At 43.1% G+C, this 24790-nt stretch carries 21 protein-coding genes and 1 pseudogene; 17 read left to right on the top strand and 5 right to left on the bottom strand.

All coding sequences use genetic code 11. The features are described 5' to 3' along the window. Positions 1 to 66: 66 nt before the first annotated feature. The 12 genes from NSQ91_RS12930 to NSQ91_RS12985 all read left to right on the top strand — a co-directional run bounded on the left by NSQ91_RS12930 (position 67) and on the right by NSQ91_RS12985 (position 13869). Positions 67 to 1137 (top strand): ABC transporter substrate-binding protein, encoded by a 1071-nt coding sequence (locus NSQ91_RS12930; protein ID WP_076125887.1) that lies wholly within the window; start codon positions 67 to 69, stop codon positions 1135 to 1137. 61 nt (positions 1138 to 1198) lie between these two features. After that, entirely contained in the window at positions 1199 to 2122 is a 924-nt protein-coding gene (locus NSQ91_RS12935) for an ABC transporter permease (protein ID WP_340918061.1), read from the top strand. Then, on the top strand, positions 2115 to 2909 hold the full coding sequence (locus NSQ91_RS12940; protein WP_076135466.1) for an ABC transporter ATP-binding protein: 795 nt from the start codon (positions 2115 to 2117) through the stop codon (positions 2907 to 2909). Before NSQ91_RS12935 ends, NSQ91_RS12940 begins: the two co-directional genes overlap by 8 nt. 223 nt (positions 2910 to 3132) lie before the next feature. After that, complete coding sequence (locus NSQ91_RS12945; protein ID WP_339190676.1) at positions 3133 to 4899, top strand: sensor histidine kinase; 1767 nt, start codon at positions 3133 to 3135, stop codon at positions 4897 to 4899. After that, positions 4892 to 6460 carry a response regulator transcription factor gene (locus NSQ91_RS12950; protein ID WP_076183420.1) on the top strand — a complete coding sequence of 523 codons (1569 nt, stop codon included), beginning with the start codon at positions 4892 to 4894 and terminating at the stop codon, positions 6458 to 6460. The genes NSQ91_RS12945 and NSQ91_RS12950 overlap by 8 nt, the downstream gene beginning before the upstream one ends. A gap of 121 nt (positions 6461 to 6581) precedes the next feature. Further along, positions 6582 to 7916, top strand: coding sequence for an extracellular solute-binding protein (locus NSQ91_RS12955; protein ID WP_076125892.1), 1335 nt, complete (start codon positions 6582 to 6584; stop codon positions 7914 to 7916). 143 nt (positions 7917 to 8059) lie between these two features. Next, the gene (locus NSQ91_RS12960; RefSeq protein ID WP_076105030.1) at positions 8060 to 8980 is read left to right on the top strand and encodes a carbohydrate ABC transporter permease; all 921 of its coding nucleotides are present in this window, start codon (positions 8060 to 8062) and stop codon (positions 8978 to 8980) included. Between the two features lie 3 nt (positions 8981 to 8983). Continuing rightward, entirely contained in the window at positions 8984 to 9823 is an 840-nt protein-coding gene (locus NSQ91_RS12965) for a carbohydrate ABC transporter permease (protein WP_038570347.1), read from the top strand. A gap of 57 nt (positions 9824 to 9880) precedes the next feature. Beyond that, entirely contained in the window at positions 9881 to 10993 is a 1113-nt protein-coding gene (locus NSQ91_RS12970; protein WP_076280812.1) for a rhamnogalacturonan acetylesterase, read from the top strand. Positions 10994 to 11105: 112 nt separating this feature from the next. Beyond that, entirely contained in the window at positions 11106 to 11897 is a 792-nt protein-coding gene (locus NSQ91_RS12975) for an SDR family oxidoreductase (RefSeq protein ID WP_076105002.1), read from the top strand. Between the two features lie 181 nt (positions 11898 to 12078). Continuing rightward, the gene (locus NSQ91_RS12980) at positions 12079 to 12795 is read left to right on the top strand and encodes an MgtC/SapB family protein (RefSeq protein WP_036686231.1); all 717 of its coding nucleotides are present in this window, start codon (positions 12079 to 12081) and stop codon (positions 12793 to 12795) included. 84 nt (positions 12796 to 12879) lie between these two features. Beyond that, positions 12880 to 13869: an aldose 1-epimerase gene (locus NSQ91_RS12985; protein ID WP_076125895.1), complete on the top strand. Its 990-nt coding sequence runs from the start codon at positions 12880 to 12882 to the stop codon at positions 13867 to 13869. Positions 13870 to 13949: 80 nt separating this feature from the next. On the opposite strand, the gene thrS is transcribed toward NSQ91_RS12985, so the two are convergent. Beyond that, on the bottom strand, positions 13950 to 15863 hold the full coding sequence (thrS, locus tag NSQ91_RS12990; protein WP_076125897.1) for a threonine--tRNA ligase: 1914 nt from the start codon (positions 15861 to 15863) through the stop codon (positions 13950 to 13952). A 473-nt stretch (positions 15864 to 16336) separates the two neighbouring features. Here thrS and NSQ91_RS12995 point away from each other — a divergent pair. Both NSQ91_RS12995 and NSQ91_RS13000 read left to right on the top strand, forming a co-directional pair. Then, positions 16337 to 17005: pseudogene (locus NSQ91_RS12995) on the top strand (TraX family protein). A gap of 92 nt (positions 17006 to 17097) precedes the next feature. Continuing rightward, complete coding sequence (locus NSQ91_RS13000; protein WP_340918071.1) at positions 17098 to 18615, top strand: copper amine oxidase N-terminal domain-containing protein; 1518 nt, start codon at positions 17098 to 17100, stop codon at positions 18613 to 18615. Between the two features lie 98 nt (positions 18616 to 18713). Here the strand turns inward: NSQ91_RS13000 and NSQ91_RS13005 are convergent, their stop codons facing one another. After that, positions 18714 to 20111 (bottom strand): metallophosphoesterase, encoded by a 1398-nt coding sequence (locus tag NSQ91_RS13005; protein ID WP_076189892.1) that lies wholly within the window; start codon positions 20109 to 20111, stop codon positions 18714 to 18716. Between the two features lie 272 nt (positions 20112 to 20383). Between NSQ91_RS13005 and NSQ91_RS13010 the strand changes: the two genes are divergently transcribed. Next, the gene (locus NSQ91_RS13010; RefSeq protein ID WP_340918074.1) at positions 20384 to 20983 is read left to right on the top strand and encodes a nitroreductase family protein; all 600 of its coding nucleotides are present in this window, start codon (positions 20384 to 20386) and stop codon (positions 20981 to 20983) included. Positions 20984 to 21054: 71 nt separating this feature from the next. Further along, on the top strand, positions 21055 to 21249 hold the full coding sequence (locus NSQ91_RS13015) for a hypothetical protein (RefSeq protein ID WP_036686240.1): 195 nt from the start codon (positions 21055 to 21057) through the stop codon (positions 21247 to 21249). Positions 21250 to 21333: 84 nt separating this feature from the next. Here the strand turns inward: NSQ91_RS13015 and NSQ91_RS13020 are convergent, their stop codons facing one another. Beyond that, positions 21334 to 22491: a peptidylprolyl isomerase gene (locus tag NSQ91_RS13020; RefSeq protein WP_076125905.1), complete on the bottom strand. Its 1158-nt coding sequence runs from the start codon at positions 22489 to 22491 to the stop codon at positions 21334 to 21336. 185 nt (positions 22492 to 22676) lie between these two features. Then, positions 22677 to 23012: a LytTR family transcriptional regulator DNA-binding domain-containing protein gene (locus NSQ91_RS13025; RefSeq protein WP_036686243.1), complete on the bottom strand. Its 336-nt coding sequence runs from the start codon at positions 23010 to 23012 to the stop codon at positions 22677 to 22679. Positions 23013 to 23219: 207 nt separating this feature from the next. On the opposite strand from NSQ91_RS13025, the gene NSQ91_RS13030 reads away from it, so the two are divergent. Beyond that, positions 23220 to 24326 (top strand): lactonase family protein, encoded by a 1107-nt coding sequence (locus NSQ91_RS13030; protein WP_076217722.1) that lies wholly within the window; start codon positions 23220 to 23222, stop codon positions 24324 to 24326. A 136-nt stretch (positions 24327 to 24462) separates the two neighbouring features. Here NSQ91_RS13030 and hfq read toward each other — a convergent pair whose 3' ends face one another. Further along, positions 24463 to 24684: an RNA chaperone Hfq gene (gene hfq, locus NSQ91_RS13035; protein ID WP_036686247.1), complete on the bottom strand. Its 222-nt coding sequence runs from the start codon at positions 24682 to 24684 to the stop codon at positions 24463 to 24465. Between the last annotated feature and the right edge of the window lie 106 nt (positions 24685 to 24790).

The following is a 24790-nucleotide window of genomic DNA, read 5'->3' on the forward strand; positions in this document are numbered from 1 at the left end:
AAGTGATAATGCTGAGTCGCTCACCTTGATGTATGCGTTAATAAACTAATGAAATGGGGTACTTTGATGAAAAAGAGAAACATTTTGGCGGGATTAAGCTTATGCTTCATGCTCGTAGCAGCTGGTTGTGGTAACAATAACACTGCGGGAAACGCAGGAAATGCAGCGAATTCCGGTAATTCCCCTACGAATGCAGGAGCAGCAGATTCAAAAACGTACAAAATTGCGATCTCGCAATATGTGGAGCACCCCTCACTTGATGCTACACGTGAAGGAATTCTCGCTGCTTTGAAGGATGCAGGAATCGTTGAAGGTGAGAACCTGAAGGTTGACCTTGAGAATGCTCAGGCTGATCAAGCGAATAACTTGTCCATTGCTCAAAAGATTGCCGCTGACTCTAATGATTTGGTATTGGCAATTGCAACGCCTTCCGCTCAATCAATTGTTCAAGCACTCAGCAAAGCAAGTAAGGATACACCGATTTTATTCGCAGCAGTAACTGACCCACTCGACGCGAAGATTGTCACGGATCTGGAGCATCCAGGTGGCAATGTATCAGGGGTATCGGACACCAATCCCGAAGCGATTAACAGATTAATGCAATTTATAGCTACCCAATTTCCTAACGTGAAAAAGCTGGGCATCGTTATTAATGAAGGTGAACCAAATGCAGTAATTATGGCTGAGATTGCTAAAAAAGAGTTGGATAAACATGGAATTGAGCTAGTGAAGGCTGCCATCACGAATACCTCTGAAGTCAAACAAGCTGCAGAATCACTTGTGGGTCGTGTAGATGCATTCTACATTACTTTGGATAACACAGTCGTAAGTGCAGTGGATACCATTATTCAAACAGCTAATGACAAGAAAATTCCCTTCTTCTCCAGTGACCGTGATACGGTTGAAAAGGGAGCTTTCGCCACCGTTGGTTTTAAATATTTCGATCATGGCTATCAAGTGGGTCAAATGGCCGTGGATATTTTGAAAAATGGTAAAAAGCCAGCTGATATGAAAGTAACCATGCAAGAAAAACTCGATCTCATTCTTAACCTGAAATCTGCAGCAGCGCAAGGCATAGAAGTGACTGATGCAATGAAGGCAGAAGTTGCCGATCAAGCTAACAATATTATTCAATAAGCCATTATATAGGGGCGATTTCGTGAGAACGCCCCTTTCCGCTCGAAGGAGGAAGTCATCTATGTTAAATTCGATGCTCGGGGCCGTTGAAATGGGACTGCTTTACGCATTTATGGCTTTAGGTGTATACATTACCTTTCGTATTCTTGATTTCCCTGATTTGACTGTAGATGGGAGCTTTACCACTGGTGGTGCCATTGCCGCTGTTATGATTACTAACGGTTATGCACCATGGCTTGCTACCCTGGCCGCTATTGCTGGTGGAATGCTGGCAGGAATGTGTACGGGCCTATTACATACGAAAGGCAAGATTAATGGACTGTTATCCGGGATTTTGATGATGATTGCACTCTATTCCATTAATCTGCGGATATTTGGTGGCAAACCGAACTGGTCTTTAATGGGCGACACTACCTTGTTCACTTCCATTGATCCTCTGCTCGTACTGCCGTTTGTAGTTATTTTTGTGAAAATAGTAATGGATTTATTCCTGCGTACAGATCTTGGACTTGCGCTGCGGGCTACTGGAGATAATGCAAGAATGATCCGCAGTCTGGGTGTAAACACGGATAATACCACTATTCTTGGCGTCAGTTTATCCAATGGAATGGTGGCGCTCTCGGGGGCGCTAATCACTCAGTATTCTACTTTTGCGGATTCCTCTATGGGTATTGGGATGATTGTAATCGGGTTAGCTTCGGTGATCATCGGTGAAGCCATATTCGGTGCTAAAAATGTATTTCGGGCCACATTGGCTGTTGTGCTCGGATCCATGGTTTACCGGATCGTAGTTGCACTTGCCTTGCGGGTACCGTGGCTGAAAGCTTCGGATCTTAAGCTGATCACAGCAATTATCGTTATTTTCGCTCTTGTATTCCCGTCGATTCAGCGTTTCCTGAAGCAGAAGAATATGGCGCGGAGGCGTTCCGTTGAATTAGCTGAGCAGGCGCTAAGCAGCAAGAGAGGAGGCACCATCGATGCTTAAACTGGAGAACGTATCTAAGCTGTTCAATCCCGGAACACCCGATGAGAAAATAGCGCTGCTCGGCATTGACTTGGAGCTTCTTCCCGGTGATTTTGTCACCATCATTGGAAGTAATGGAGCTGGTAAATCTACACTGATGAACATTATTTCCGGTGTCATGAAGCCGGATCTGGGTACAGCCAGCATTGAGGGAAATTCAATCAGCCATTTGGCGGAATTTCAACGGAGTCGTTGGATCGGCCGTGTCTTTCAGGACCCAATGGCGGGTACGGCTCCACATATGACGATTGAAGAAAATTTAGCTATGGCTTATAAAAGAGGCAAAAGCAGAGGGTTAACCTTTGGCGTAAACAAAGCAAAAAGAGCTTTGTTTCGCGATGAGCTAAGCCGTCTGGGGATTGGGCTGGAAGATCGCCTGCGGGCAAAAGTAGGGTTGTTGTCAGGGGGAGAGAGACAAGCGCTAAGTCTGCTAATGGCGACCTTTACTCAACCGCAAATTTTACTTTTAGATGAACATACAGCAGCCCTTGACCCTTCTCGTGCGGAGCTGATTACTAAACTGACAGAGTCCATTGTCCGAGAGATGAAGTTAACCACCCTAATGGTTACTCATAACATGGAACAGGCCATTCGTCTTGGCAATCGTCTGATCATGATGGATAAGGGCCGTATTATTTTGGATATCGATGAGGAACGTAAAAAAGATCTTACTGTAGAACGGCTGCTCGGAGAATTCGAGACAATCAGCGGACATAAATTGGCAGATGACCGAATGATGCTTGGCTAGTCAGTTGTAGGTGTGAAGGTAGCTCAATATAAGGGCTTGAAGTGAAGTCTGATTCTGGATTTCATTTCGAGCCCTTTTTTACATAGGAATTTTTTCGCCGAGCCATTATACTATCCTTATCTTTCAGTTCACGTAAATTTACCCAAATGGAACATTATGGTTTATAATGGAATTATAGTGATAATAAATGAAAATTATCATATTTAGGGAGCGGAGAATGCAGATGATTTGGAAAAATGTTAGCGCTTACAGAAGTTCGGGCATTTTCAACAAAATGATACTGATAATTTCCTTTTTGCTTCTACTTTCCTTTTTATTCTCTTTGACCGTTTTACAATATGTGTATCGTATCTATGACAAGCAAATTTATGAAAAGGCTTCTGAGGTACTGGGGATGTCCTCCATTAGCATCGAAAATGCCTTAAGAGAATTGGATCAGCTTTCTTTTACAGTGGTGTCTGATGAGCAAATTCAAGAATGCCTGCGCCAATTGCAGAATGATCCACAGCCTTATGAAAGACAAGTTCTACATAACAAGATCATAAACAGGCTGGTTGCTTTTGCAGGGGCAGAGAAATACGTTTATTCCATGATGCTGATGGATACGAGTGGCGGAGTAATGACTGCGGGCAATCGTGAAGGAGTATCACAGGATCTGCAGGATCAGTTAAAGCCGTTAGCTGCGGAAGCTAGCGGGAGTATAGTGTGGTATCCGCAAGGAAACAGAAATTCACTTTTGGCGGTTCGGCAGATTAAATCTTATACAGGGTCAACGTTTACGCTGGATGATCTGGGAACACTCGTGATCCGTATTCGGATCGATCTAATCATTGCGGATAGTACGAGCGATACTGACCAATTAATCGCAGTTGATGCCACGACGGGACAGGCAATCTATCCTGAAGCGCCAATTCTTTTGCCAGAAGAGCTTAAAGAAGAGACAGAACGTCCGGAGCTATATCGCACGGCCAAATATCAAGAAGGTACCTACTTTATAACCAAGACGAAATCATCTTATATAGATTGGATCTACATCAATGCCACTCCATTTAATGAGATGTTCAAACATATTACTTTTGTCAAAAAGCTGGTCGTCATCATATTCGCACTAATCTTATTAATTGGTCTCCTTTTAGGCTACAGGCTTGCTCGCAGTATTGTACGTCCGATCTCTAAGCTGACCAAAAAAATGAAGCAAATCGAGAAAGGCGATCTGGACAATCTGGAGGAACAGTCATTAGGTGTGGTTTCACAGACTGCGCAGGACGAGGTTAGTCAGCTAAACCGGACTTTTAAAATGATGATCCGCAGGATCAGAGAGCTTATTGATGAGAACTATGCGAAGCAGCTGATTATTAGAGAGACAGAGCTAAAAGCTTTGCAGGCCCAGATTAATCCGCATTTTTTGTACAATACACTGGAATCAATCAACTGGTTAGCCAAAATGAACAAACAAGCCAAAATCTCAGAAATGGTAGAAGCGCTCGGTTACTTGTTCCGCAGCTCTATTGGTCTAAAGGATCCGCTGATTACACTTGAAAAAGAGATCACTATCGTGCGCAATTATGTCATTATCCAGAAAACACGGTTTGATGAGAGGCTTGATTTCCGGATGGATGTACCTGAACATCTGCATGACGCTTTGATTCCGAAGCTGACCTTGCAGCCTTTAATCGAAAATGCTATCCGCTATGCACTAGAGCCTAATATTGAACCGTGTACCATTTCTATAACAGTTAGTGAAGATGAGCAGGGGCTCGATATCAGAGTCAGTGATAATGGACCGGGAATGAGCGCTGAATTTATCAAAGATTTGCAGATGGGAAGAGTTAAGACCCGTGGAGAAGGCATCGGCTTAGCTAACATCGCGGAACGGATTCAAATCGTCTTCGGCCCTGAATGGGGCACTTCCATAGAAAGTGAACCGGGTCAAGGAACAACTATACATGTGCGTATACCTTACTTAAAAGGAGTGCTAGAGAATGTATAAACTGCTGCTGGTGGACGATGAACGCTTGATTCTGGAAGGGATATCGCAGGTTGTGGACTGGGGACGAGCGGGAACAGAGCTTGTAGGCACGGCGTGGAACGGGATTGAGGCTTTGGTAAAAATAGAGGAGCTTAGCCCCGAAATTGTGATCACTGATATTTCTATGCCTGGTTTAGATGGTTTGGGACTGGTGCAAAAATGCAGTGAACGATTTCCAGATGTGAAATTCGTTATGCTGACTGGTTATAAGGATTTTGATTATGCTTGTATTGCTATGCAGAACGGGGTCAAACATTATCTTTTAAAGCCGTGCAATGAGAATCAGATCCATGAAGCGCTGGTTGAGCTGGTAGCAGAGCTCGATGAACAGAAGAGCCGGGGCGAATTCGTAAATAGCATGAAACAACGTCTTCAGAAGGTGTTGCCCCATGTGAAAGAACAATTTTTGAAGGAATGGATCTCTAACAAAACTTATGGAAGTCAGGATCTAGAGTACTATCAGGAATTATTCGGCATTGAACTCAATGACAAAACGGTACGCTTGCTCCTATTCCGACTAGAAGGTTCTTACGAATATGAGCAATTGTTCGCTCTGCAAAATATTGCCCAGGACGTACTTCAGGAAACACTCCTGAGTGCGACGATAGGCGGTCATTTATTAATATTACTGGAAGACGAAGGAAATACGGTGCAGAATAGCCCCTTGCTTAAACGTATCGCTGAAGTAAGAGAGGTATTCTGCAAGTTTTATAAAATGGATGTGACAATCGCGATTAGTGATGCTGACCTTATGATTCATTCCCGGAGATTGTATCGTCAGACCTTGCAATGCCTGAACCATCGTTTTTATTTGGAGGCGGGCGGTTTGATTACCGGGAGTGATATCCCAAGTGATGAGCTAAGTGGAAGAAATGATATCGAGCTAGATGAAGAGCATATTTGTCTACTTATAAAAGCAGGCGATCAAAATACGGTAGAGCTGGAATTGGAACGATTATTCAACTTGCTCGCGGATGAACGGTTAGATATTAACGTGACGCGTTCATATGTTTTACAGTTATATTCCGCTATGATTCGTTTAGCAGTCCCTGATGAAAGAAATAGCTTCACATCGGGCTTGGCGGAGCTTGCCGAAATTAGAACCTTGGGAGGTTTAAAAGCATACGTCAAAGAGGCAGCGGTTCGCTTAACAGCGATGTATGACCGACATTTTAGTTCCCGGCAATCGCTTATTGTAGACAAAATGTTCAAAATTATCGCAGAGGATTACAAGAATGCAGAGCTGTCGCTTAGCTCGGTCGCTGCTGAAATGTTATATATGAATCCCGACTATCTCGGCAAAATATTCAAGAAAATTACCGGAGAGAAATTCTCGAATTACGTAACCAATTACCGGATTGCTAAAGCATCGGAGCATATTTTGAGAAGTGGGGATGTAAGAGTATTTGAGCTGGCTGAAATGTTCGGCTTCGGTGGAAATGCACAATATTTCAGTCAGGTTTTTAAAAAAGTAACCGGCCAGACCCCTACAGATTTCATGAAACCCCCTCAAGCGAACTGATTATTGAACAAACAAGACGGTTTTTTGTATTCAATAATCACGGAATATTTGAGAAAATTTAACCAATGAAAGCGCTACCTAAAGGGATCAGAGCCTTTACACTATCATAGGAAAAGGGGACATGAAATTGAAAAAGAGATTCGCTTTACTAGCCGTACCATTATTGTTGTCGTCGATGTTAGCTGGTTGTGGAGGTAACAACAATAACAATGCTGCTGCTACGGATTCCGCTACAAATACTCCTTCGGAGACGAAACCTGCGGCCACGACCTCAGCAGAACCAGTAACCCTGCGTATCGCATGGTGGGGTGGAGATACAAGACATTCTTATACACAACAAGTTATTGATATGTATGAAGCCAAATATCCGAATGTAACCATTGAGCCTGAATATGCATCCTTTGATGATTACTGGAAAAAGCTTGCTCCGCAAGCTGCTGCAAATAGACTTCCTGATATCGTTCAAATGGATATTTCCTATATTAATCAATATGGATCTAACGGACAGCTCGAAGATTTGAAACCTTATTTGAACTCTCAGATTCAAGTCGGCGATGTGAATGAGAACGTGCTGAGTACTGGAGTGATCGGTGAGAAGCAATACGGAATTCCGTTAGGGGTTAACGTACTTGGTTTTCAATATGATCCAGAATTGCTGAAAAAGGCAGGTGTTGATTCTATCCCAGAGAACTGGACTTGGGATCAATACAAGGAAATCGCCGCGAAAGCTAAGTCGGCTGGACTGTATATGGACGGTTCCATGGCAGCAGACGTGTTCTTCAACTATTATCTGCGTACAAAAGGGCTGGCACTCTATAACAATGATGGTTCCGCACTTGGCTATGAGGACGATGCGTTGTTCACTGACTTTTTCGGAATGTTGTCTGGTTTGATTAAAGATGGAGCGGTCCCATCACAAGACAAACTGAGCCAAAATAAAGGGGTTATTGAAGAGTCGGATATTGTTAAAGGGACAGGTATCGGTGTATGGCAATGGTCGAACCAATACGTTGCTTTGCAAATCGCTGTAAATCGTCCTATGGAGCTGGCACAAATGCCTGGTCCAGATATGGATAAAGGGCTTTACATGCAGCCAAGTATGTACTGGTCAATTACTTCTAACTCTAAAGTGAAGGAAGAAGCAGCGAAGTTCGTTGATTTCTGGATTAATGATGTGGAAGCTAACAACCTGATCAAAGGTGAACGCGGAGTACCGATTTCAAGCAAAATCAAAGAATCTGTAGCTACACAATTAACTGATTCCGGTAAGCAAGTATTTAAGTTTGTTGCTGACATGGAGCCTACTACTTCACCTATGAGTCCACCGGTAGGTTCCCCAGAGGTTGTAGCTCTGCTTACAGACCTTGCTGAACAAATGAACTTCGGAAAAATAGACCCAGCAGCAGCAGCAGCACAGTTCCGAAAAGAAGCGAACTCTATTCTCTCCAGCCGTTAATCGTAGGGTAACAGATAACTATACTGCGTCTCACATGGGAAACGGCATGCCATTTCGCTAGGCGGCATCCCGTTTCCCATATTATTCACATAAAAAGGAGTTGGAGACCCTTGGCATTAACGAATCCCCTACCTTCGAATCCATTGGCTGTTAAGAAAAAGAACCTCACCGGCCGGCGGTTACGAAGCAACCTTACAGGATATGCCTTCATCAGTCCGTTCGTCATTGGCTTCCTTTGCTTCACACTGATCCCGATGATCATTTCGCTGTATCTTTCTTTTACCAAATACAATTTATTCGCTCCACCTAAGTGGATTGGATTTGATAATTACATCAAAATGTTCTCAAATGACCCGAAATATTTGCATTCACTAAAGGTAACGCTGCTTTACGTATTTATCGGTGTGCCTTTACGTCTAACCTTCGCATTATTTGTGGCCATGATTCTAAATACGAAATCACGTATGGTAGGAGCCTATCGGACAACTTATTATTTACCTTCTATTATAGGGGGTAGTGTGGCGGTCTCCATCATGTGGCGTAATATTTTTAGTGATACAGGAATTATTAACGGCATGCTTGGCTTTTTCGGAATTGGACCGGTAAGTTGGTTTGGCAATCCGAACGCTGCGCTTATCATGTTGATAACTCTATCTGTGTGGCAGTTTGGCTCATCCATGTTGATCTTTCTTGCAGGTCTTAAAAATATTCCTGGTGAAATGTATGAGGCAGCTAGTGTGGATGGAGCCGGATTCTTCAGAAAGTTCTTCAAGATTACTATGCCACTCTTAAGTTCAGTGATTCTGTTTAATCTAGTTATGCAGACGATCAGCGCATTCATGACCTTTGTTCCAGCTTATATTATCTCTAAAGGTGAAGGCGGACCTATGGACGGCACTATGTTGTATTCTCTCTATTTATTCCGTCAGGCTTTTATGTTTAATAATATGGGTTATGCTTCGGCTATGGCTTGGGTAATGTTGTTGCTTGTCGGCATCATGACCGGAATCTTGTTCAAGACATCCAAATCGTGGGTCTTCTACGAGTCGGAAGGAGGAAAATAATCCATGGCGAAAATTAAACTGAAATGGCCGCTTTATCACATCCTTATAGGTGGCCTCGCTATCGTTATGCTGTATCCGATTCTGTGGATGATCATGAGTTCTTTTAAAGAGAGCCGGCTTGTATTTGTTACAGCACAACACCTTATACCTGATCCATGGGAATGGGGGAACTATGCTAAAGGCTGGGAAGGTATTGCAGGTTACTCCTTTGGTGTCTTCATCAAGAACTCTTTTGTAATTGTTATTGTCGCAACACTGGGCGCAGTCATTTCATCTTCACTGGTTGCCTTCGGTTTTGCCCGCAATAAATTTGTAGGCCATGGCTTATGGTTCGGAATCATGATGATGACCCTGATGCTTCCTTCCGATGTGGTGCTCGTCCCTCAATACATTATCTATGCCAAATTGGAATGGCTCGACAGTATCAAACCGATCGTTGTTCCACAGTTCTTCGGTGTCCCGTTTTTCATTTTCCTAATGCTGCAGTTTATTCGGACCATACCTGTTGAACTTGATGAAGCGGCTACCATCGATGGTTGTGGGAAATTTGGACTTTATTTCAGAATTATACTTCCACTCATTCGTCCTTCTATGGCTACTGCGGCGATCTTCTCCTTCTATTGGCGCTGGGAAGACCTGCTTGGACCGGTATTGTACTTGAACTCACCTTCTAAATATACAGTTTCGATGGGGCTTAAAATGTTCCTGGACAGTGAGTCCGTATCCAACTGGGGTCCAATGTTCGCCATGTCTGTTCTAAGTTTGGCACCAGTCATGATTATCTTCTTTATCTTCCAAAAGCAGATTGTAGAAGGAATCAGCACCAGTGGTTTGAAAGGTTGATTTCAGCAAACGAATATAAATGTTTTAAATCTCTAATTAAGAAAGGTGCGGCTGAATTTGGATAGCTATCGTTTTGATTTTGGGATTAAGGAAGCTGAGCCTGGCTACACCAAAATTCGGCCGGACACATCTTATTCTAAGGAAATAGGGTATGGTTTCACTTCTGATTCCTCAGTCTTTGGTCGTTTCAGAGGGGGAACAGATATACTGCGAAGCGATTGCTGCATCCCACAGAAAGCAGTTTTTCTTCTGGATCTCCCGAATGGGATCTACCGTGTTACGCTGCTGTTGGGTGATGCTCTGGCAGATACCAGCACATTTATCAAAGCTGGAGAAGGCAAGTTCGTATTGGACACGCTAAATGTGCCTGCGGGCCAATATTTGCGCGAATCCTTTGCAATTAGGGTTAAGGATGGGCAGCTAAAGCTATCGTTCTCGGGTGCGGCACCGCGTATTAACGCCTTGGACATTCAGATGGACAATGAAGCGCTAGTCTTATTTCTGGCGGGAGATTCCACGGTGACCGATCAAGGGGAAGAAGGTTACCCCTATGCGGGGTGGGGCCAACTGCTGCCACGCTGCTTCAAAGCCGGAATAGCTGTAGATAACCGGGCACTTTCTGGACGCAGTTCCAAGAGTTTTATTGAGGAAGGGCATTTGGAGGGCATTGCCGCAGATATCAGACCCAGAGATTATCTGTTCATCCAGTTTGGACATAATGATTCCAAAACTGATGATTTAAGACATACCGAGCCCTTTACTACATATAAAGAACATTTGCTCCGGTTGATTACAGTCGCCCGAGAAGCGGGGGCCTATCCGGTTCTTGTGAGCTCTGTACATCGGCGAAGATTTGATAGTGAAGAAGCAATTGTAGACACGCATGGAGATTATTTAATCGCCATGCGGGAACTCGCAGATACCGAGCAGGTTCCACTGATTGATTTAGCCGAGAAGAGCCGCAAGCTCTTTGAAGCTTATGGCTCAGAGGGCTCAAAAGATTTATTCATGTGGAGCTATCCAGGAGAATTTATTGCGCATCCAGGTGGGGTGCAGGATAATACACATTTTCAGATTTTAGGGGCTCGTCTTCTAGCTGAGCTTATAGTGGAAGGGATCCGGGAAGTTGGATTAAACGATCTCATCATTCATCTTCGTCAGGGAGAATAATAATCCTAAAGGAAAAGTAAATATCTGTCGGTTCAACTTCTGTATGCAAGGTTAAGGTTAAGGAAAGAACTTAACTGGAAGACTTGCATGATAAGAAGGAGGATATCACGATATGGCAGATAAAAAGCTTGTAGGTAAGGTTGCAGTTGTAACCGGAGGCGGCTCAGGAATTGGCCGGGCAACCGTGCTTGAGTTCGCACGTAACGGAGCCAAAGTTGTATTATTGGACAGAACTGTAGAAAATGCTGAAAAGGTTAGACAGCAAGTGGAGAAAGAGGGCGGAGAAGCCCTAGTTATCGAATGTGATGTTGCTGAACCACCACAAGTGGAAGCGGCGATAAATAAGGCGGCCGCGAAATGGGGTCGTCTTGATGTTGTTTTTGCCAACGCAGGGATTAATGGGGCGATGACGCCTATTGAAACGATGGATATTGAAGCTTGGGATCAGACCATTCATATTAACCTGCGTGGAACCTTCGCGACTGTTAAATATGCGATACCGCATCTAAAAGAAAGCGGAGGCAGCATCCTGATCAACAGCTCCATTAACGGAAATCGTGTATTTTCTAATGTTGGTTTTTCTGCTTACAGTACGACAAAGGCAGGACAGGTTGCTTTTATGAAAATGGCGGCACTGGAACTGGCTCAATTTCAAATCCGCGTAAATGCGATCTGTCCTGGGGCTATAAAGACCAATATAGATGACAACACTTTTCCATCAGAGGATCTGAAAGAAGTGAAAATCCCAGTAGAATTTCCTGAGGGAGATCAACCGCTCGAAGAAGGTCCGGGGCGACCTGATCAAGTAGCGAAGCTGGCGCTGTTTCTGGCGTCTGAAGATTCAGATCATATTACGGGGACGGAAATTTATTGTGACGGTGCAGAGTCGCTTCTGCATGGTTAGTTTTTCAACATAATCTTGGCCTCTCATAACGGATTCCATCCTCGTCGCTATGCCGGACCACACGGGTCGAAAGAGCATATGCGCTGAGGATGGTTATGCCGTTTTTTATTGTAAAATAAAGCTAATCATTATCTCCAATTTCCGTTATAATGGAGTATCTCTGGAGAAAGGAGATTGCGATATGGATTTTCAATTGGAATCATTAATGAAGTTACTAGTGGCCATGCTGTTCGGGCTGTTCATCGGGATTGACCGACAGATCAAGCAGAAACCGCTGGGGATACGGACCAGTATGGTCATAAGCATTGCGAGCTGTCTTGTCACAGTGGTGTCTATCCATGCCTTTGATAAGTTCGCAGGACCAGAGCATCCCAACATGGACCCAATGCGGCTTGCGGCTCAGATTGTCAGCGGGATTGGTTTTTTGGGTGCGGGTGTTATTCTGCGTAGAGGCGGAGATGCCATTTCGGGCCTTACTTCGGCAGCACTCATCTGGACAGCTTCTGGAATTGGTATAGCTGTGGGTGCGGGATTCTATATTGAGGCAGCATATGCGGTTATTCTGCTGATGTTTGCTGTGAATTTAGTTCCTCATTTAATCCGTTCGCTAGGACCAGAAGTACTGAATAAACATGAAGTTTCAGTGAGGATCATTATGGAAGCTAATTTTGTGCTTACAGAAGTGATCCAAAAAATCGAGCGGCCTCAGGTCAGCTCGCAGCGTAGTACTAGAGGTCCATCCCGAGCGATTCGAAGAATGAAAATTAAAGATTTGGAAGATGGCAGACAAATGATCGATATGGTGATCTCAGCACCGGATCGGGATTACGCAACAGAAATCTATTACGATGTGAAGAAAATTGAACATGTAATGAGCGTAGAAGTGGAGCAATTGTAAAAAGAGCATGTCACCTCATGACTAGATGTGGTAATCTATCAAGTGGAGACAATTATCAGACACTGGAAGGGAGAACAATATATTATGTCAATCACAGCGTATGAAGGACAATATGAAGGAGAAGCAGCTATCTGGTTGAAAGCCGGTCGTTATGAGGCAGCTATTCTGCCAGGTATTGGCGGCAACCTGATCTGTTTCCGTGATACCGAAAACGGATATCGCTTCCTGCATGAGCCTGGAGCTGAAGAAATGGAAGCCTTCAAGGCAAGTCCGGGGATTCACGGAATTCCTGTATTATTTCCTCCAAATCGTTATGAGGATGGTAAATTTCCATGGAATGGTCAAACTTATCAATTCCCAGTAAATGAAGTTGCAACGGGCAACCATTTACACGGATTTTTACATACTGCAGCTTGGGAAGTCGAAGAATTTGGCAGCGGTAAGACTGAAAGCTTCGTAACCGTATTCATCAAGGTGGATGAGAATCATCCTTCTTATCAGTATTTGCCACATAAGTATACGATCAAATTGCGTTATACCCTCGGCGAAGGAGGATTATCTCAACAGGTGCTGGTACACAATGATGGAGAAGATGTGATGCCTTGCTTGCTGGCATTCCACACTGCCATTAACGCACCTTTCGCACCAGAAAGCAGTGCACAAGATTACCGCGTAAAAGCTACTATTGGCGAGCGCTGGGAGCTCAACGACCGCATGCTGCCAACAGGCAAATTCCAGGCGTTGGAGCCAGGAGAAGTTCAGCTTCGTGAAGAAGGTGTGAATCCATATTTTGCATCGATGGACAATCACTACACGGCTGTACCTCAGAACGGACGCAACCGGATGGAGCTTACCGATAGCAAAGCTGGAGTAACCTTGGTGTACGATGTAGGGACTTCGTACAAACAATGGATGATCTGGAATAATGGTGCTACAGAACAGTTCTTCTGCCCTGAGCCACAAATTAACTTGGTGAATGCGCCAATGGTAGATCTTCCTGCTGATGAAATCGGCTTGTTCAGCCTGAAACCAGGTGAATATTGGGAAGAGAGCAGCCGCCTGTACGTAAAATAGAGTTCATGTGAATATGAATAGGTTATAAAGAAGGGGCTGTCTCAAACGTAGTTTTTCTACGATTAGACAGCCCCTTAAATTTATCTCTTACTAATAATCTCTTCATTAATCTGTTCAATGATGTCTTGGATACTCTTCGAACCAAGATCACCTTCACCACGTTTTCTTACAGAGACAGTGTCGGAATTTTTTTCGTTCTCTCCAAGTACAAGCATGTAAGGTGCTTTTTCAAGCTGAGCTTCACGAATTTTGTAGCCTAACTTCTCATTTCGGATATCTACTTCGACACGAATGCCAGCCTTCTCCATGTGATGCTTCACTTGCAGTGCATAGTCAACATAGTTCTCAGAGACTGGCAATAACTTCGCATGAACAGGTGCGAGCCACAGTGGGAAAGCCCCAGCGAAATGTTCAGTAATAATCCCCATAAAACGATCGATCGACCCATAAACAGCGCGATGGATTACGACCGGGCGATGTTTAAGATTATCTTCCCCGATGTAAGTAAGATCGAATTTCTCTGGCATTTGCCAATCTAGTTGGATTGTTCCACATTGCCAGCTTCGTTTTAGCGCATCTAAGATATGGAAATCAATCTTAGGTCCATAGAACGCGCCATCCCCTTCGTTCACACGATATTCGATCCCTAGATTGTCTAATACATTTTGTAAAGATTGTTCAGCCTGATCCCATAATTCTTCAGATCCCATATAATCTGCCGGCCGAGTTGATAATTCAATCTTATACTCAAAGCCGAACACTTGATAAATATGGTCAATCAGTGAGATTACCCGTCTTATTTCATCCTCAATTTGCTCTGGCAAAACGAAGAGGTGAGCATCATCCTGGCAGAAAGTGCGGACTCTCATCATCCCGTTCAGTGCTCCGGAATATTCATGGCGATGCACTTGACCGAATTCCGAGATACGGATAGGCAGTTCCCGGTAGGAATGCAGATTATTTTTGAAAATTAGCATATGCCCAGGGCAGTTCATCGGCTTAAGGGCAAATTTTGTTTCATCTACATCTGTGAAATACATATTGTCCTTGTAGTGATCCCAGTGTCCTGACTGCTCCCAAAGCCGATTGTTCATCATCAGCGGTGTACGAACTTCATCGTAATCTCTCTGTCTTTGTAATTCCCGGGCAAAGTTCTCAAGCTCTGTACGGATTGTCATTCCCTTGGGAAGATAGAAGGGCATGCCTGGCGCTTCTTCTGAGAACATGAACAACTCAAGTTCTTTGCCGAGCTTACGGTGGTCACGTTTTTTAGCTTCTTCAAGAAACAGTAAATGTTCCTCTAACTGCGCTTTTTTAGGAAAGGCAGTTCCATAAATACGTTGCAGCATTTTGTTATTGGAATCTCCACGCCAGTAGGCACCCGCTACATTCAAAAGCTTAAAGGCTTTGACCAAGCCAGTAGAGGGAAGATGTGGCCCACGGCAAAGATCGGAGAATTCACCTTGATCATAAATAGTTAATACTGTGTCTTCCGGCAGATCATGAATAAGCTCCAGCTTTAAAGGCTCATTTAGCTCTTCAAAAAGTTTAATGGCCTCTGCGCGGCTCACCACACGGCGGACAATCTGGTGATTCTCTTGGATGATTTTCGCCATTTCTTGTTCGATTGCAGCAAGATCATCAGTGGATAGAGGTTTCTCAATATCAATGTCATAGTAGAAGCCGTCTTCGATAACAGGACCTATGCCTAGCTGGACAGCTTTATCTCCATATATACGTTTTATGGCCTGCGCCATGATATGTGCAGTACTGTGTCTATAAACCTCAAGACCGTCTTTGCTATCCAACGTAACAATATCGAGCCGGCAATCATGTTCGATCGCTTGGTTTAGATCAACAGATTTTCCATCAATTTTTCCAGCTACAGCATTTTTTTTCAGACTGGTACTTATGGCACCTGCTGCTTCTTTAATCGTTGTTCCTTGCAGTACCTCTCTAATTGTTCCATCTTGCAGTGTTACCTTGATCTTCATGATTTTAGCCTCCATTTCTCAAATATTGTTAGTTGTGAACGCAAAAAAACGCATCTCTCCCAGAAAGGGACGAGTGCGTTCAGCTCGTGGTTCCACCCTAATTCGACCTGTCATATAGACAGGACCTCATTGGTATCCGATATCGGGGATAAATCGGTGCCGCATACTACCGAAAAAACAAAGTTCTACGGATTCAGCGCCACGGCTACAAAGGGGTAACTTCACAACCGGTAACTGGAGAAGCTTGCAGCCTGGACTTCTCTCTCTGGACAGTTCGTGTAGGAAATCATGTCTTTGATCATTGCCATATTCTGTTGCTAGTTAATATTACTCAATAGTATTCGATAAAGTCAAGGGGGGAGGTGCACAGAAATCGGATGATCGTTTCTCCGCGGTCTTCATTTGCTTATTGGTAAAGGAAATGAGGATGGACTTGGCGAATTTATATTTCAACATGCTTAAGGGGGATTGTAATGCAGATTATTGCCATGCTGACGATGCTAATCGACCATATTGGCTATATCTTTTTCCCGGAGAATCTTGCTTGGAGATATGTAGGGAGAATAGCTTTTCCGATTTATTGTTATGGGCTTGTGCAGGGACATATCCATACTTCATCCAGACCTAAATATTTATTTCGGTTGCTCTTGATTGCGATTATTGCCCAGATTCCCTAAAATCTAGCGCTAAATTCTGGTGGCTGGAACGTGGTGTTTACGTTATTGCTGTCAGCAATCGTACTGGTAATTTTGGACAAGCTGCCTTCACTATGGCTTGGTATACCTGTGGTAATTGCTGCTATAGTGTTAATGGATTATTACCCTATAGATTATAATGCGTACGGTTTGCTCTTAGTATTGATTTTTCGTTATACGAAATCGTACTGGCTTGTTGGAGCCCATCTGGCACTGAATCTATTCTATATGTTTTATAATTATTGGGTTGTACAGATGCTCAGTATTTTACCTACCTTGCTGATTGCTTTTACGCCTTTAATTTGGAATCGCTTGGAGCGGCACCGGGTTCCGCGCTGGATGTGGTGGTCATTTTATCCTGCACATTTACTGATGTTGGCGATAGTTAAGGCTGTAATTTACAAGGATTGGGCTCAGATCGAATGGCGAAGTTTGTTGAATATCTAAACATTTTACAATAAAAGGAACTTTGATTTACAAAACTTACCTTAGCTGAGATAATGGATTGATTTCACAAAATAAGATGAAGGAGACATGCTATGAGTAGAGTTAAAGCGAAATTGAAGTGGTTTTTGCCTTTTGTCGCACTGATGCTAGTTCTTGCCGGCTGTCAGTCGGTAGGGGGGTTCGATGTTAATAAGGCGTTGATTGGGGATGTTGATGTTAAATCATCAGAATCCAGTATGACTTTTTCCATGAATGCTGAGCCCATAGAGGGAATTAGCGCGGAAGATAAGGAAATGGTTGATCTTATTAATTCTTTTTCCTTGAATATTAGTAAAGCTAAGTTACAAGATAATGGGAGTTTATCGGCCCAAGGAACTGTTGGTTATAAACAATTGAATATTCCATTCACCTTGTTTATGGACAAACAAACACTTGCTTTTACAGTTGAAGGAGCAAAACAACCGTTCTACTTCCCTGTACAAGGATACGATGAAATCTTAGGTGAAGTAGGCTTGGATACGGCAAAAGCTGAAGATGTCAGTAAGCTGTTGACGAAATTCGTTGTTAAGAATCTTCCAAATCCTGGCGTAATCAACATTACACCGGTTAGTGATGCTGTGTATGGTGAGCAGTTGAACATGACGAAGCTGCATGCAGAAGTGACTGGTGATGAGCTTCCTGCATTGTTAAAAGGCTTCCTGAAGTCTGTTTCCAAAGACACAGAAGGTTTTACTGAATTGGTGGGTGGTCTTTACGACTATCTGTTCCCTGTGATCAAAGCTATGGATGAAGACGGTTCTGGCGATATTTTCAATCTGGGATTCGGAGATATTCCACTGGATGATAAAGAAGCTGTCGTAACTGTATTGCATGATGCTGCCAAATTGGCTGTTGATGCATTGCTGCTAGTATATGACAATCAAGTGGACAGTCTTTACAAATCAACTCCTGAGATGAAGACCGTGTTGAGTAAGGATACGAAGTTATCTGTTGATATTTTCGTTGATAGTGCTCTGCATGTGCGTAAACAGAATGTTGATCTGAAAGTGGCGCTTCCGGGTACCGAGGATTTCCCATTGAAGAGCCTCTCGCTTAAAGCTTCCAGTCAGATTTGGAACATTGGCGGTGCTGTAACCGCTGATCCAATCAGCACTGAAGGTGCACTTGATATTTCTTCCGGACTTACACCTGGAGAGACTTTGAGAAACTTTGCCCCAGATTCTGATGTATATCGTATATTGAAGGATGATCTGGGCATTACGAAGAGAACCATTGTTATCGAACCTGATGACGAATATTATTACCCGATTGTAGACAAGAACACTACTTATATCCCACTGCGTTATTTGGCAGAAGATTTAGATGCTACTGTAGAATGGGATACGGCCAATCGTGCAATTAACGTTACTGATGGTGTGTACGGAGATAAACTGGTATTCAAAATCGGTTCTTCCGAAGCCTTGATTAACGGCACGGCTGTAAAGCTTGCCCAACCTGTATTTGTTGACGAGTATGGCGATGCATATGTATCCTTGCGTCTGCTTGCTGAAGCGCTTCATGCTACTGTGTCGGTAGATGAAGATGGTTGGATTACTATTGTACGGAAATAGTTGTATCTTAACGATTAATTAACACAATAAACCCAGCTTCCATCTGACGCATAAATGCGGGTGGAGGCTGGGTTTTTTATATGAAATGCATAATCCAGTTATTGCTTCGTTAATACCACCTCTAAAGCTATATTACTAAGTTCTTTGTCCTCTGTCATACTTTGGATGTATCCACCTAAGAAGCCTTCTTGTAGGCCTTCCCAAAGCTTGTAGCCTGGCATCGCTTTAATATCTTCTGAGGAGCTGCCGGCTGTCCCCGCGAAATATCTTACATTTAGCTTGGCCATTACCTCTGCCATCGATGCCTTTTCAGACTGCGTAAAGGAACTCTCCTTTAAACCATCCATAGCTTTGTTATAAGAGTTTGTAGCAAAAGTATCCTCAGCATAGGTCTTGAAGTTTAAAAGATTCTGATCTGTATTGCCATTAGCTTTAGCCCATCCCTCTACATTTAAGGGCGTTGCTTCATAATTGACGGTTCTGCTCAGGGGATCGAAGGTCATCGCTCCGTATTGATGGGGATAGACAGCCATTGCACTTGTTGCGATATCATAAATTGGCGTTTCTTCCGAAGAAGTTACCGGGTCTACCCGGATGTCCTGCATATGGATATGGCCTGACAAGACTAAATTAAGTTCATTTTCACGAAGTACCTTTATTGTTTCCTGACTGTTGTTAAGCTTAAAGCCTGAAACAGACATAGAGGTGTGGCTTAGTAGATTGTGGTGCATAACCGTGAGAACAGAAGCATGCTCCTTGGCAGCCAGTTTAACAGAATTATCTATCCATGATAGGGTAGAGGCGGTCAGGCGTCCGTCCGTTTGGGGGAAACCGTATTTCTGATTGTTATGATATTGGCTGCTGTCAATCATAAGGAGCCATAAATTTGGCGCTGCCTTAACGATGTAACTTAGTGATTCTTTATCACGTGATACAGCTTCTTTGTAACCGAAATCCTCATACATTTTGGTAAAGTCTTTGTCTGTAATGGAATCCGTAACAAGCTGCTTATCCCCGCTGAAGGATCTGGCCCAAGGATTAAATAAATCGTGGTTGCCTGGAATGACATAAACAGAGGTTCCTTGTGCTTCGATTCGCTTTAATTTTTGGGTTAGCTCCTGATGGCTGCTGCGTTCTCCGTTATTTGTTAAATCTCCACTCAGGATGAGAAAATCAGGCTTCTGCTGCTCAGCGTCATAAACCAAGGTTTCAAGGATTTCATCACTGTAAGGCAGCATTTTTCCATCACCGCCAGTTACATATTTTTGAAAAGCTGTACCGCCATCCTGTAGCTTCTTATCTAAGAAGTGAGTGTCCGTTGCCACCCAGAAAGTGAGGGGGTGAAGATCATTCGGATCTTGTGCTGTTGAGGTTAAATTAGACGAATTTGTGTCTTTACAGCTAGTTAGAGCCAAGCTCATTGAAAGGAGCAGCAATAATGAGATTAAGGCTGATTTTCTATGCCGAACAAGGGCTTTCTCGCTTGGGAATTTCATGATTATAACCTTCCTTCTATACATTTGCTGCACTATTGTAGCGCATTTTAGCTCGTGGTGTATATCGGAAAAGGAAGAGGGCAGTTTCTGGCCCGCCTGAAGTGATTAATGATTAATAGATCAGGTGCATAATTAAGCCCATAAATGCGACAATAAGAGTTGGCAACGAATATACCCGACAAAATAAGTTGTGAATAACTGTTGTGTTTTCAGAAAAAAGGTGCTAAGATATACAAAAGTAAGTTACTAAAATTAATGGAGGTAGTTATTTTATGTCTAACAATTTCTTTGAAGCAGTAAAAGGAAGACGTTCCATATATGCCCTTAGTAAAGAATCTACGATTTCGGATGCACAAATTGTAGAAATCGTTGAACAAGCGGTGCTACATAGCCCAACTTCTTTCAACTCCCAAAGCTCAAGAGCCGTTGTTCTTCTTGGAGAACAACACGATAAGCTATGGGATATCACTACAGAAACATTGCGTAAAATCGTTCCTGCCGAACAATTTGAAGGAACAGCGCAAAAATTAGCGTCTTTCAAAGCAGGTTACGGTTCCGTACTATTCTTTGAAGATCAAAGGGTAGTGAAGAGCCTGCAAGAGAACTTCGCTCTATATGCTGAGAACTTCCCAATTTGGGCTAACCAATCCTCTGGTATTCTGCAATTTGTAGTATGGACAGCACTTTCTGAAGCAGGTGTAGGTGCATCCTTGCAGCACTATAATCCACTGATTGATGATGAAGTAAAAGAAGCATGGGGCATCCCGCAAGAATGGAAATTGATTGCTCAATTGCCATTTGGTAAAACAGTTACTCCTGCTGGTGAGAAACAATTCCAACCGATTGAAGATCGTGTTAAAGTCTTTAAATAAGTGAAATAAGCGTTTGAAACCTCCTTAACCAGGCTAAGTATGTATATAGACTGGTTAAGGAGGTTTTTGGTATGCCATGGAACAAAGAGGATTATCCAGAATCATTGAAGAACTTCACAGCACCTGTTCGCAATAAGGCAATCGATATTGCGAATGCGCTCCTCGAAGATGGTTATGAGGAGGGGCGGGCGATTTCAATTGCCACAGCGCAGGCGAAAGAGTGGGGGGAGAACCACGATAAACAAATCCGTAAAAAAGGCCATTAAGGCTTAATCAAAGGCCTGAACATAGAAATGAAAAAAAGCAGGACAGCGTTTATTAACGCTTGTCCTGCTTTTTGACGGGCACAATTATTTAGTGGATTCATTTCCTGCTGCTGCGCTTGCAGTTGGCTCAGCTGTTGCAGCTGCATCTTCTTTAGCGTCAGTAAGTGTGTTCGTGATTTTTGCTTTTTCAGTTGTTTCTGACATCCAAGTGGAGGACAGAGTGGAAACCTTTTGCGAAACTAGTGTTTTACGAATTTCATCTTTCTTTTCTTCCAGTGTATAATCTTTAGCATCTTTATGGTCGGTTACTTTAATGATGTGATAACCATAATCGGATTTGACAGCATCACTGGTTTCACCAACTTTTAGCTTAAAGGCTACATCAGAGAATTCAGCTACCATATCGCCACGTTTGAAGAAGTCTAGATCTCCGCCATTATCCTTGGAACCCGTATCAGAGGATTTTTCCTTGGCAAGAGTAGCGAAATCTGCGCCTTCTTTCAGTTGTTTCAGAATTGCATCTGCTTCTTCTTTAGTCTCAACGAGAATGTGGGAAGCGCGAACTTGTTCTTCTTCACTGAAAGTAGCTTTATTTGTGTCATAGTATTCTTTGATTTCATCATCCGTTACAGTGACTTGTGGCTCAAGGATTTTACGCAGCTTTACTTGCAGCGGCATTTGCTTTTTCAAGTCGTCTACAGTCATTGAGCTTTGGGACAAAGCAGCATTAAAGGCAGCTTCTCCGCCGAATTGTGCTTTAAGATCTTCAAGTTCAGTGTTGATGTCTTCATCTGTAACAGTTACGTTAGCTTTTTTAGCCTCTTGATCAACAAGCTCAGTTGTAATCATAGATTGCAGCGTGCTTTCTCCGCCTGCTTCGATCAATTTATCATAAAGTTGTTCTTTTGTGATTTTTGTTCCGTTTACTGTTGCAACAGCTTTTTTGCTGTCGTCTTTTTGGACGACCAGAACAATGATTAGTGCTGCAGCTAATACGATAGAGGCAATCATCCAAGCTTTATTGCTTCTAGGAGCAGTCGGAGGTGTAGGTGGCGTAGCGTTGTTCGCACCGACTTTGTTCATTACTGGAATACTGTCTGCTTTTGTTGTATTCACAGGTTCCTCAGCAGCAACTTGCGCTACTTCAACCTCTTCATTGATAATCTCGGAAGTGTTCAATTCTTCTTCCGTGGTACCGTTGTTTTCTAAGTTCTCATTTCCATTCAGATCTTTTTTGTCCATTATTAGTAATGACTCCCTTCAATATAGGTGTTGCTTGTCTATTTACAACTTTAACAGAAATCCTAATCCTAAACCTTAAGAAAGTATAAAAAAAGGCAGGATCTTTTTAAGTTTCTATTAATAAAAAGCAAAAAGCCGGAAATGGCATCAGTAACATGCCCTTCCGGCTAATGGGAATAAGATGTCTACTTCAGTCCTTTCAGAAGATGACGAATGCTTTCTTGTTTTCGTCTTGGGACACGTACGTTTTTAGCATACAGGCCCATTTCACCGAAATAAATGCAGTCATCTGCGATAGAGCTGATCTTGTTCAGGTTGACATAACAGCCACCGTACACATGATAATAACTTGAATTGGACAACAATCGATTTAATTGCTCGGCAGTCATTCTCTTTTTTATGTTATAGTTTCTGCCGTGAAAAATGACCAAATCATGGTCCCCGACCTTAAAGAACAGAATGTCTGTTTCCACCTCGAAGTCCTCGTACACATTTCTGGCTTCCAGCAGGATGCTACTCATTCATGTTCCCCCTTTATACGGAATAAAAGACTAATGTTAGCGCTTTCATTATATCACAACAGTTAATCGTTGGAAAGACCCATTTTTGAATTGTTTCGTACATTTCTAACTTTATCGTTTGTAATTAACGTTTAAAAATTGTAGATTATATAGATGATCACATCTAATGAGTGTGAAGTAGCAATACTTTTGAGGAGGAATATAGAGATGAATGAGCAGAATAAGTTATTGCTGTTTACAGGTTCTTATGCAAGTGCCGCGGAAAGCGGAGTGCAGGTGTTTGAATTCGATGGAGCTGCAGGTGGTACGCTAAAGCTGCTGGATTCGGTGCAGGGCTTAACTAATCCTACCTTTGTTAATGTAGATACCGCTGAAAAACGTCTATATGCTATAGGAGAAAAACCGAATGGTGAGGGTGGAAAAGAAGGCGAGGTTGTTACCTTTGCCATTGATCCAAAAGACGGGAAATTGAGTGAACTGAAACGCATTCCCTCCATGCCTGCTTCTGGCAACCGTCAAACAACCACCTGCCATATCAATAGAGATTTGAATGATGAATACGTTGTTGTATGTAGTTATCATGGTGGAAGCGTTGGTTTGATCAAATTAAATGAAGAGAAAGCTGCGGATCAATTAGTTGATGTGGCCGTACATTCAGGTCATGGCCAGCATCCTGAACGGCAGGACCGCCCTCATCCCCATTCCGCTATTTTCAGTCCGGACGGGCAGTATGTGTTTGTATCTGATCTTGGGCTTGATTTAATTCGTGCCTATAGAATCAATAGAGAAACCAACAAGCTAGAAGTGCATGGTGATACGGCGCTGCATCCAGGAGCGGGACCACGCCACTTCACTTTTCATCCAGACGGAAAGTCTGCTTATGTAATTAACGAGGTAGATTCCACCATTACATCGTTTACATATGACAGTGCCGCAGGCACTCTGCACACTGTAGATACAGTGCCGACGCTGCCTGATGATTTTAACGAAGAGAATACTTGCGCTGAAATCGCCATTTCCAAGGACGGAAAATATCTGTACGCTTCAAACCGTGGGGCTGATAATATCGCTGTGTATGCTGTGGATAATGCATCTGCTAAGCTTACACATCTGGAATATGTATCTACTCGTGGGGGACATCCACGTCACTTCGCATTGACACCAGATGGAGCTTATCTTATCGTGGCAAATCGTGATGCGAATAACCTGGTTGTATTTTCAATAGAAGCGGCAAGTGGCCGACTCGAATTTACTGGAAATACAGCTGAAGTATCCAAACCGGTATGTGTGAAGCCCGTAAATGTTCCTGTATAAAGTTACTCCATTTGAAGAGTGAATCAGTGATCTTGGGAAATGCTAAAGGGAACACCGGATATAAAGTCCGGTGTTCCCTTTTTTTGAAAATAAAAGCCTGTGATTATCTGGTTGATGAGGTGAATGAGGGAGTAGACTATTTGAGCGAAACGGGCTTAAGAGGTACAATAGTGGATACTGCAGATTTGAATAGTACATTTTGCCTGCCATCACCTTGACCTTGTAAAGTGATTGTGAAAGCATCGTACGAGGTTACGAGCCCTTGCATTTTCACACCATTCGTCGTAAAAATCGTCACAGGCACCTTTGTGGAAATGAACTGGTTCAACAATCGTTCTTGCAATTTTAAACTCTCCACTTTGGCAGCACTCCATCTTCTGTGAATTTTTTTCTCTCAATAATTATAACATGGGTTAGTCCCTCACTGGAAATGAGATCAACAGTCACCTGAATAGACATGGAGG

The sequence above is a fragment of the Paenibacillus sp. FSL R7-0048 genome (assembly GCF_038004505.1).
Lineage (GTDB): Bacteria > Bacillota > Bacilli > Paenibacillales > Paenibacillaceae > Paenibacillus_AQ > Paenibacillus_AQ odorifer.

Excerpts from the sequence above, each read along its gene's own strand:
- NSQ91_RS13025 (WP_036686243.1), bottom strand. The coding sequence starts at position 23,012 with ATGAGTAGCATCCTGCTGGAAGCCAGAAATGTGTACGAGGACTTCGAG.
- NSQ91_RS13010 (WP_340918074.1), top strand. The coding sequence starts at position 20,384 with ATGTCTAACAATTTCTTTGAAGCAGTAAAAGGAAGACGTTCCATATAT.
- NSQ91_RS12950 (WP_076183420.1), top strand. The coding sequence starts at position 4,892 with ATGTATAAACTGCTGCTGGTGGACGATGAACGCTTGATTCTGGAAGGG.
- NSQ91_RS12930 (WP_076125887.1), top strand. The coding sequence starts at position 67 with ATGAAAAAGAGAAACATTTTGGCGGGATTAAGCTTATGCTTCATGCTC.
- thrS (WP_076125897.1), bottom strand. The coding sequence starts at position 15,863 with ATGAAGATCAAGGTAACACTGCAAGATGGAACAATTAGAGAGGTACTG.
- NSQ91_RS12935 (WP_340918061.1), top strand. The coding sequence starts at position 1,199 with ATGTTAAATTCGATGCTCGGGGCCGTTGAAATGGGACTGCTTTACGCA.
- NSQ91_RS12955 (WP_076125892.1), top strand. The coding sequence starts at position 6,582 with ATGAAATTGAAAAAGAGATTCGCTTTACTAGCCGTACCATTATTGTTG.
- NSQ91_RS12975 (WP_076105002.1), top strand. The coding sequence starts at position 11,106 with ATGGCAGATAAAAAGCTTGTAGGTAAGGTTGCAGTTGTAACCGGAGGC.
- NSQ91_RS13030 (WP_076217722.1), top strand. The coding sequence starts at position 23,220 with ATGAATGAGCAGAATAAGTTATTGCTGTTTACAGGTTCTTATGCAAGT.
- NSQ91_RS12980 (WP_036686231.1), top strand. The coding sequence starts at position 12,079 with ATGGATTTTCAATTGGAATCATTAATGAAGTTACTAGTGGCCATGCTG.
- NSQ91_RS12985 (WP_076125895.1), top strand. The coding sequence starts at position 12,880 with ATGTCAATCACAGCGTATGAAGGACAATATGAAGGAGAAGCAGCTATC.
- NSQ91_RS13020 (WP_076125905.1), bottom strand. The coding sequence starts at position 22,491 with ATGGACAAAAAAGATCTGAATGGAAATGAGAACTTAGAAAACAACGGT.
- NSQ91_RS13005 (WP_076189892.1), bottom strand. The coding sequence starts at position 20,111 with ATGAAATTCCCAAGCGAGAAAGCCCTTGTTCGGCATAGAAAATCAGCC.
- NSQ91_RS12965 (WP_038570347.1), top strand. The coding sequence starts at position 8,984 with ATGGCGAAAATTAAACTGAAATGGCCGCTTTATCACATCCTTATAGGT.
- NSQ91_RS12945 (WP_339190676.1), top strand. The coding sequence starts at position 3,133 with ATGATTTGGAAAAATGTTAGCGCTTACAGAAGTTCGGGCATTTTCAAC.
- NSQ91_RS13015 (WP_036686240.1), top strand. The coding sequence starts at position 21,055 with ATGCCATGGAACAAAGAGGATTATCCAGAATCATTGAAGAACTTCACA.
- NSQ91_RS13000 (WP_340918071.1), top strand. The coding sequence starts at position 17,098 with ATGAGTAGAGTTAAAGCGAAATTGAAGTGGTTTTTGCCTTTTGTCGCA.
- NSQ91_RS12940 (WP_076135466.1), top strand. The coding sequence starts at position 2,115 with ATGCTTAAACTGGAGAACGTATCTAAGCTGTTCAATCCCGGAACACCC.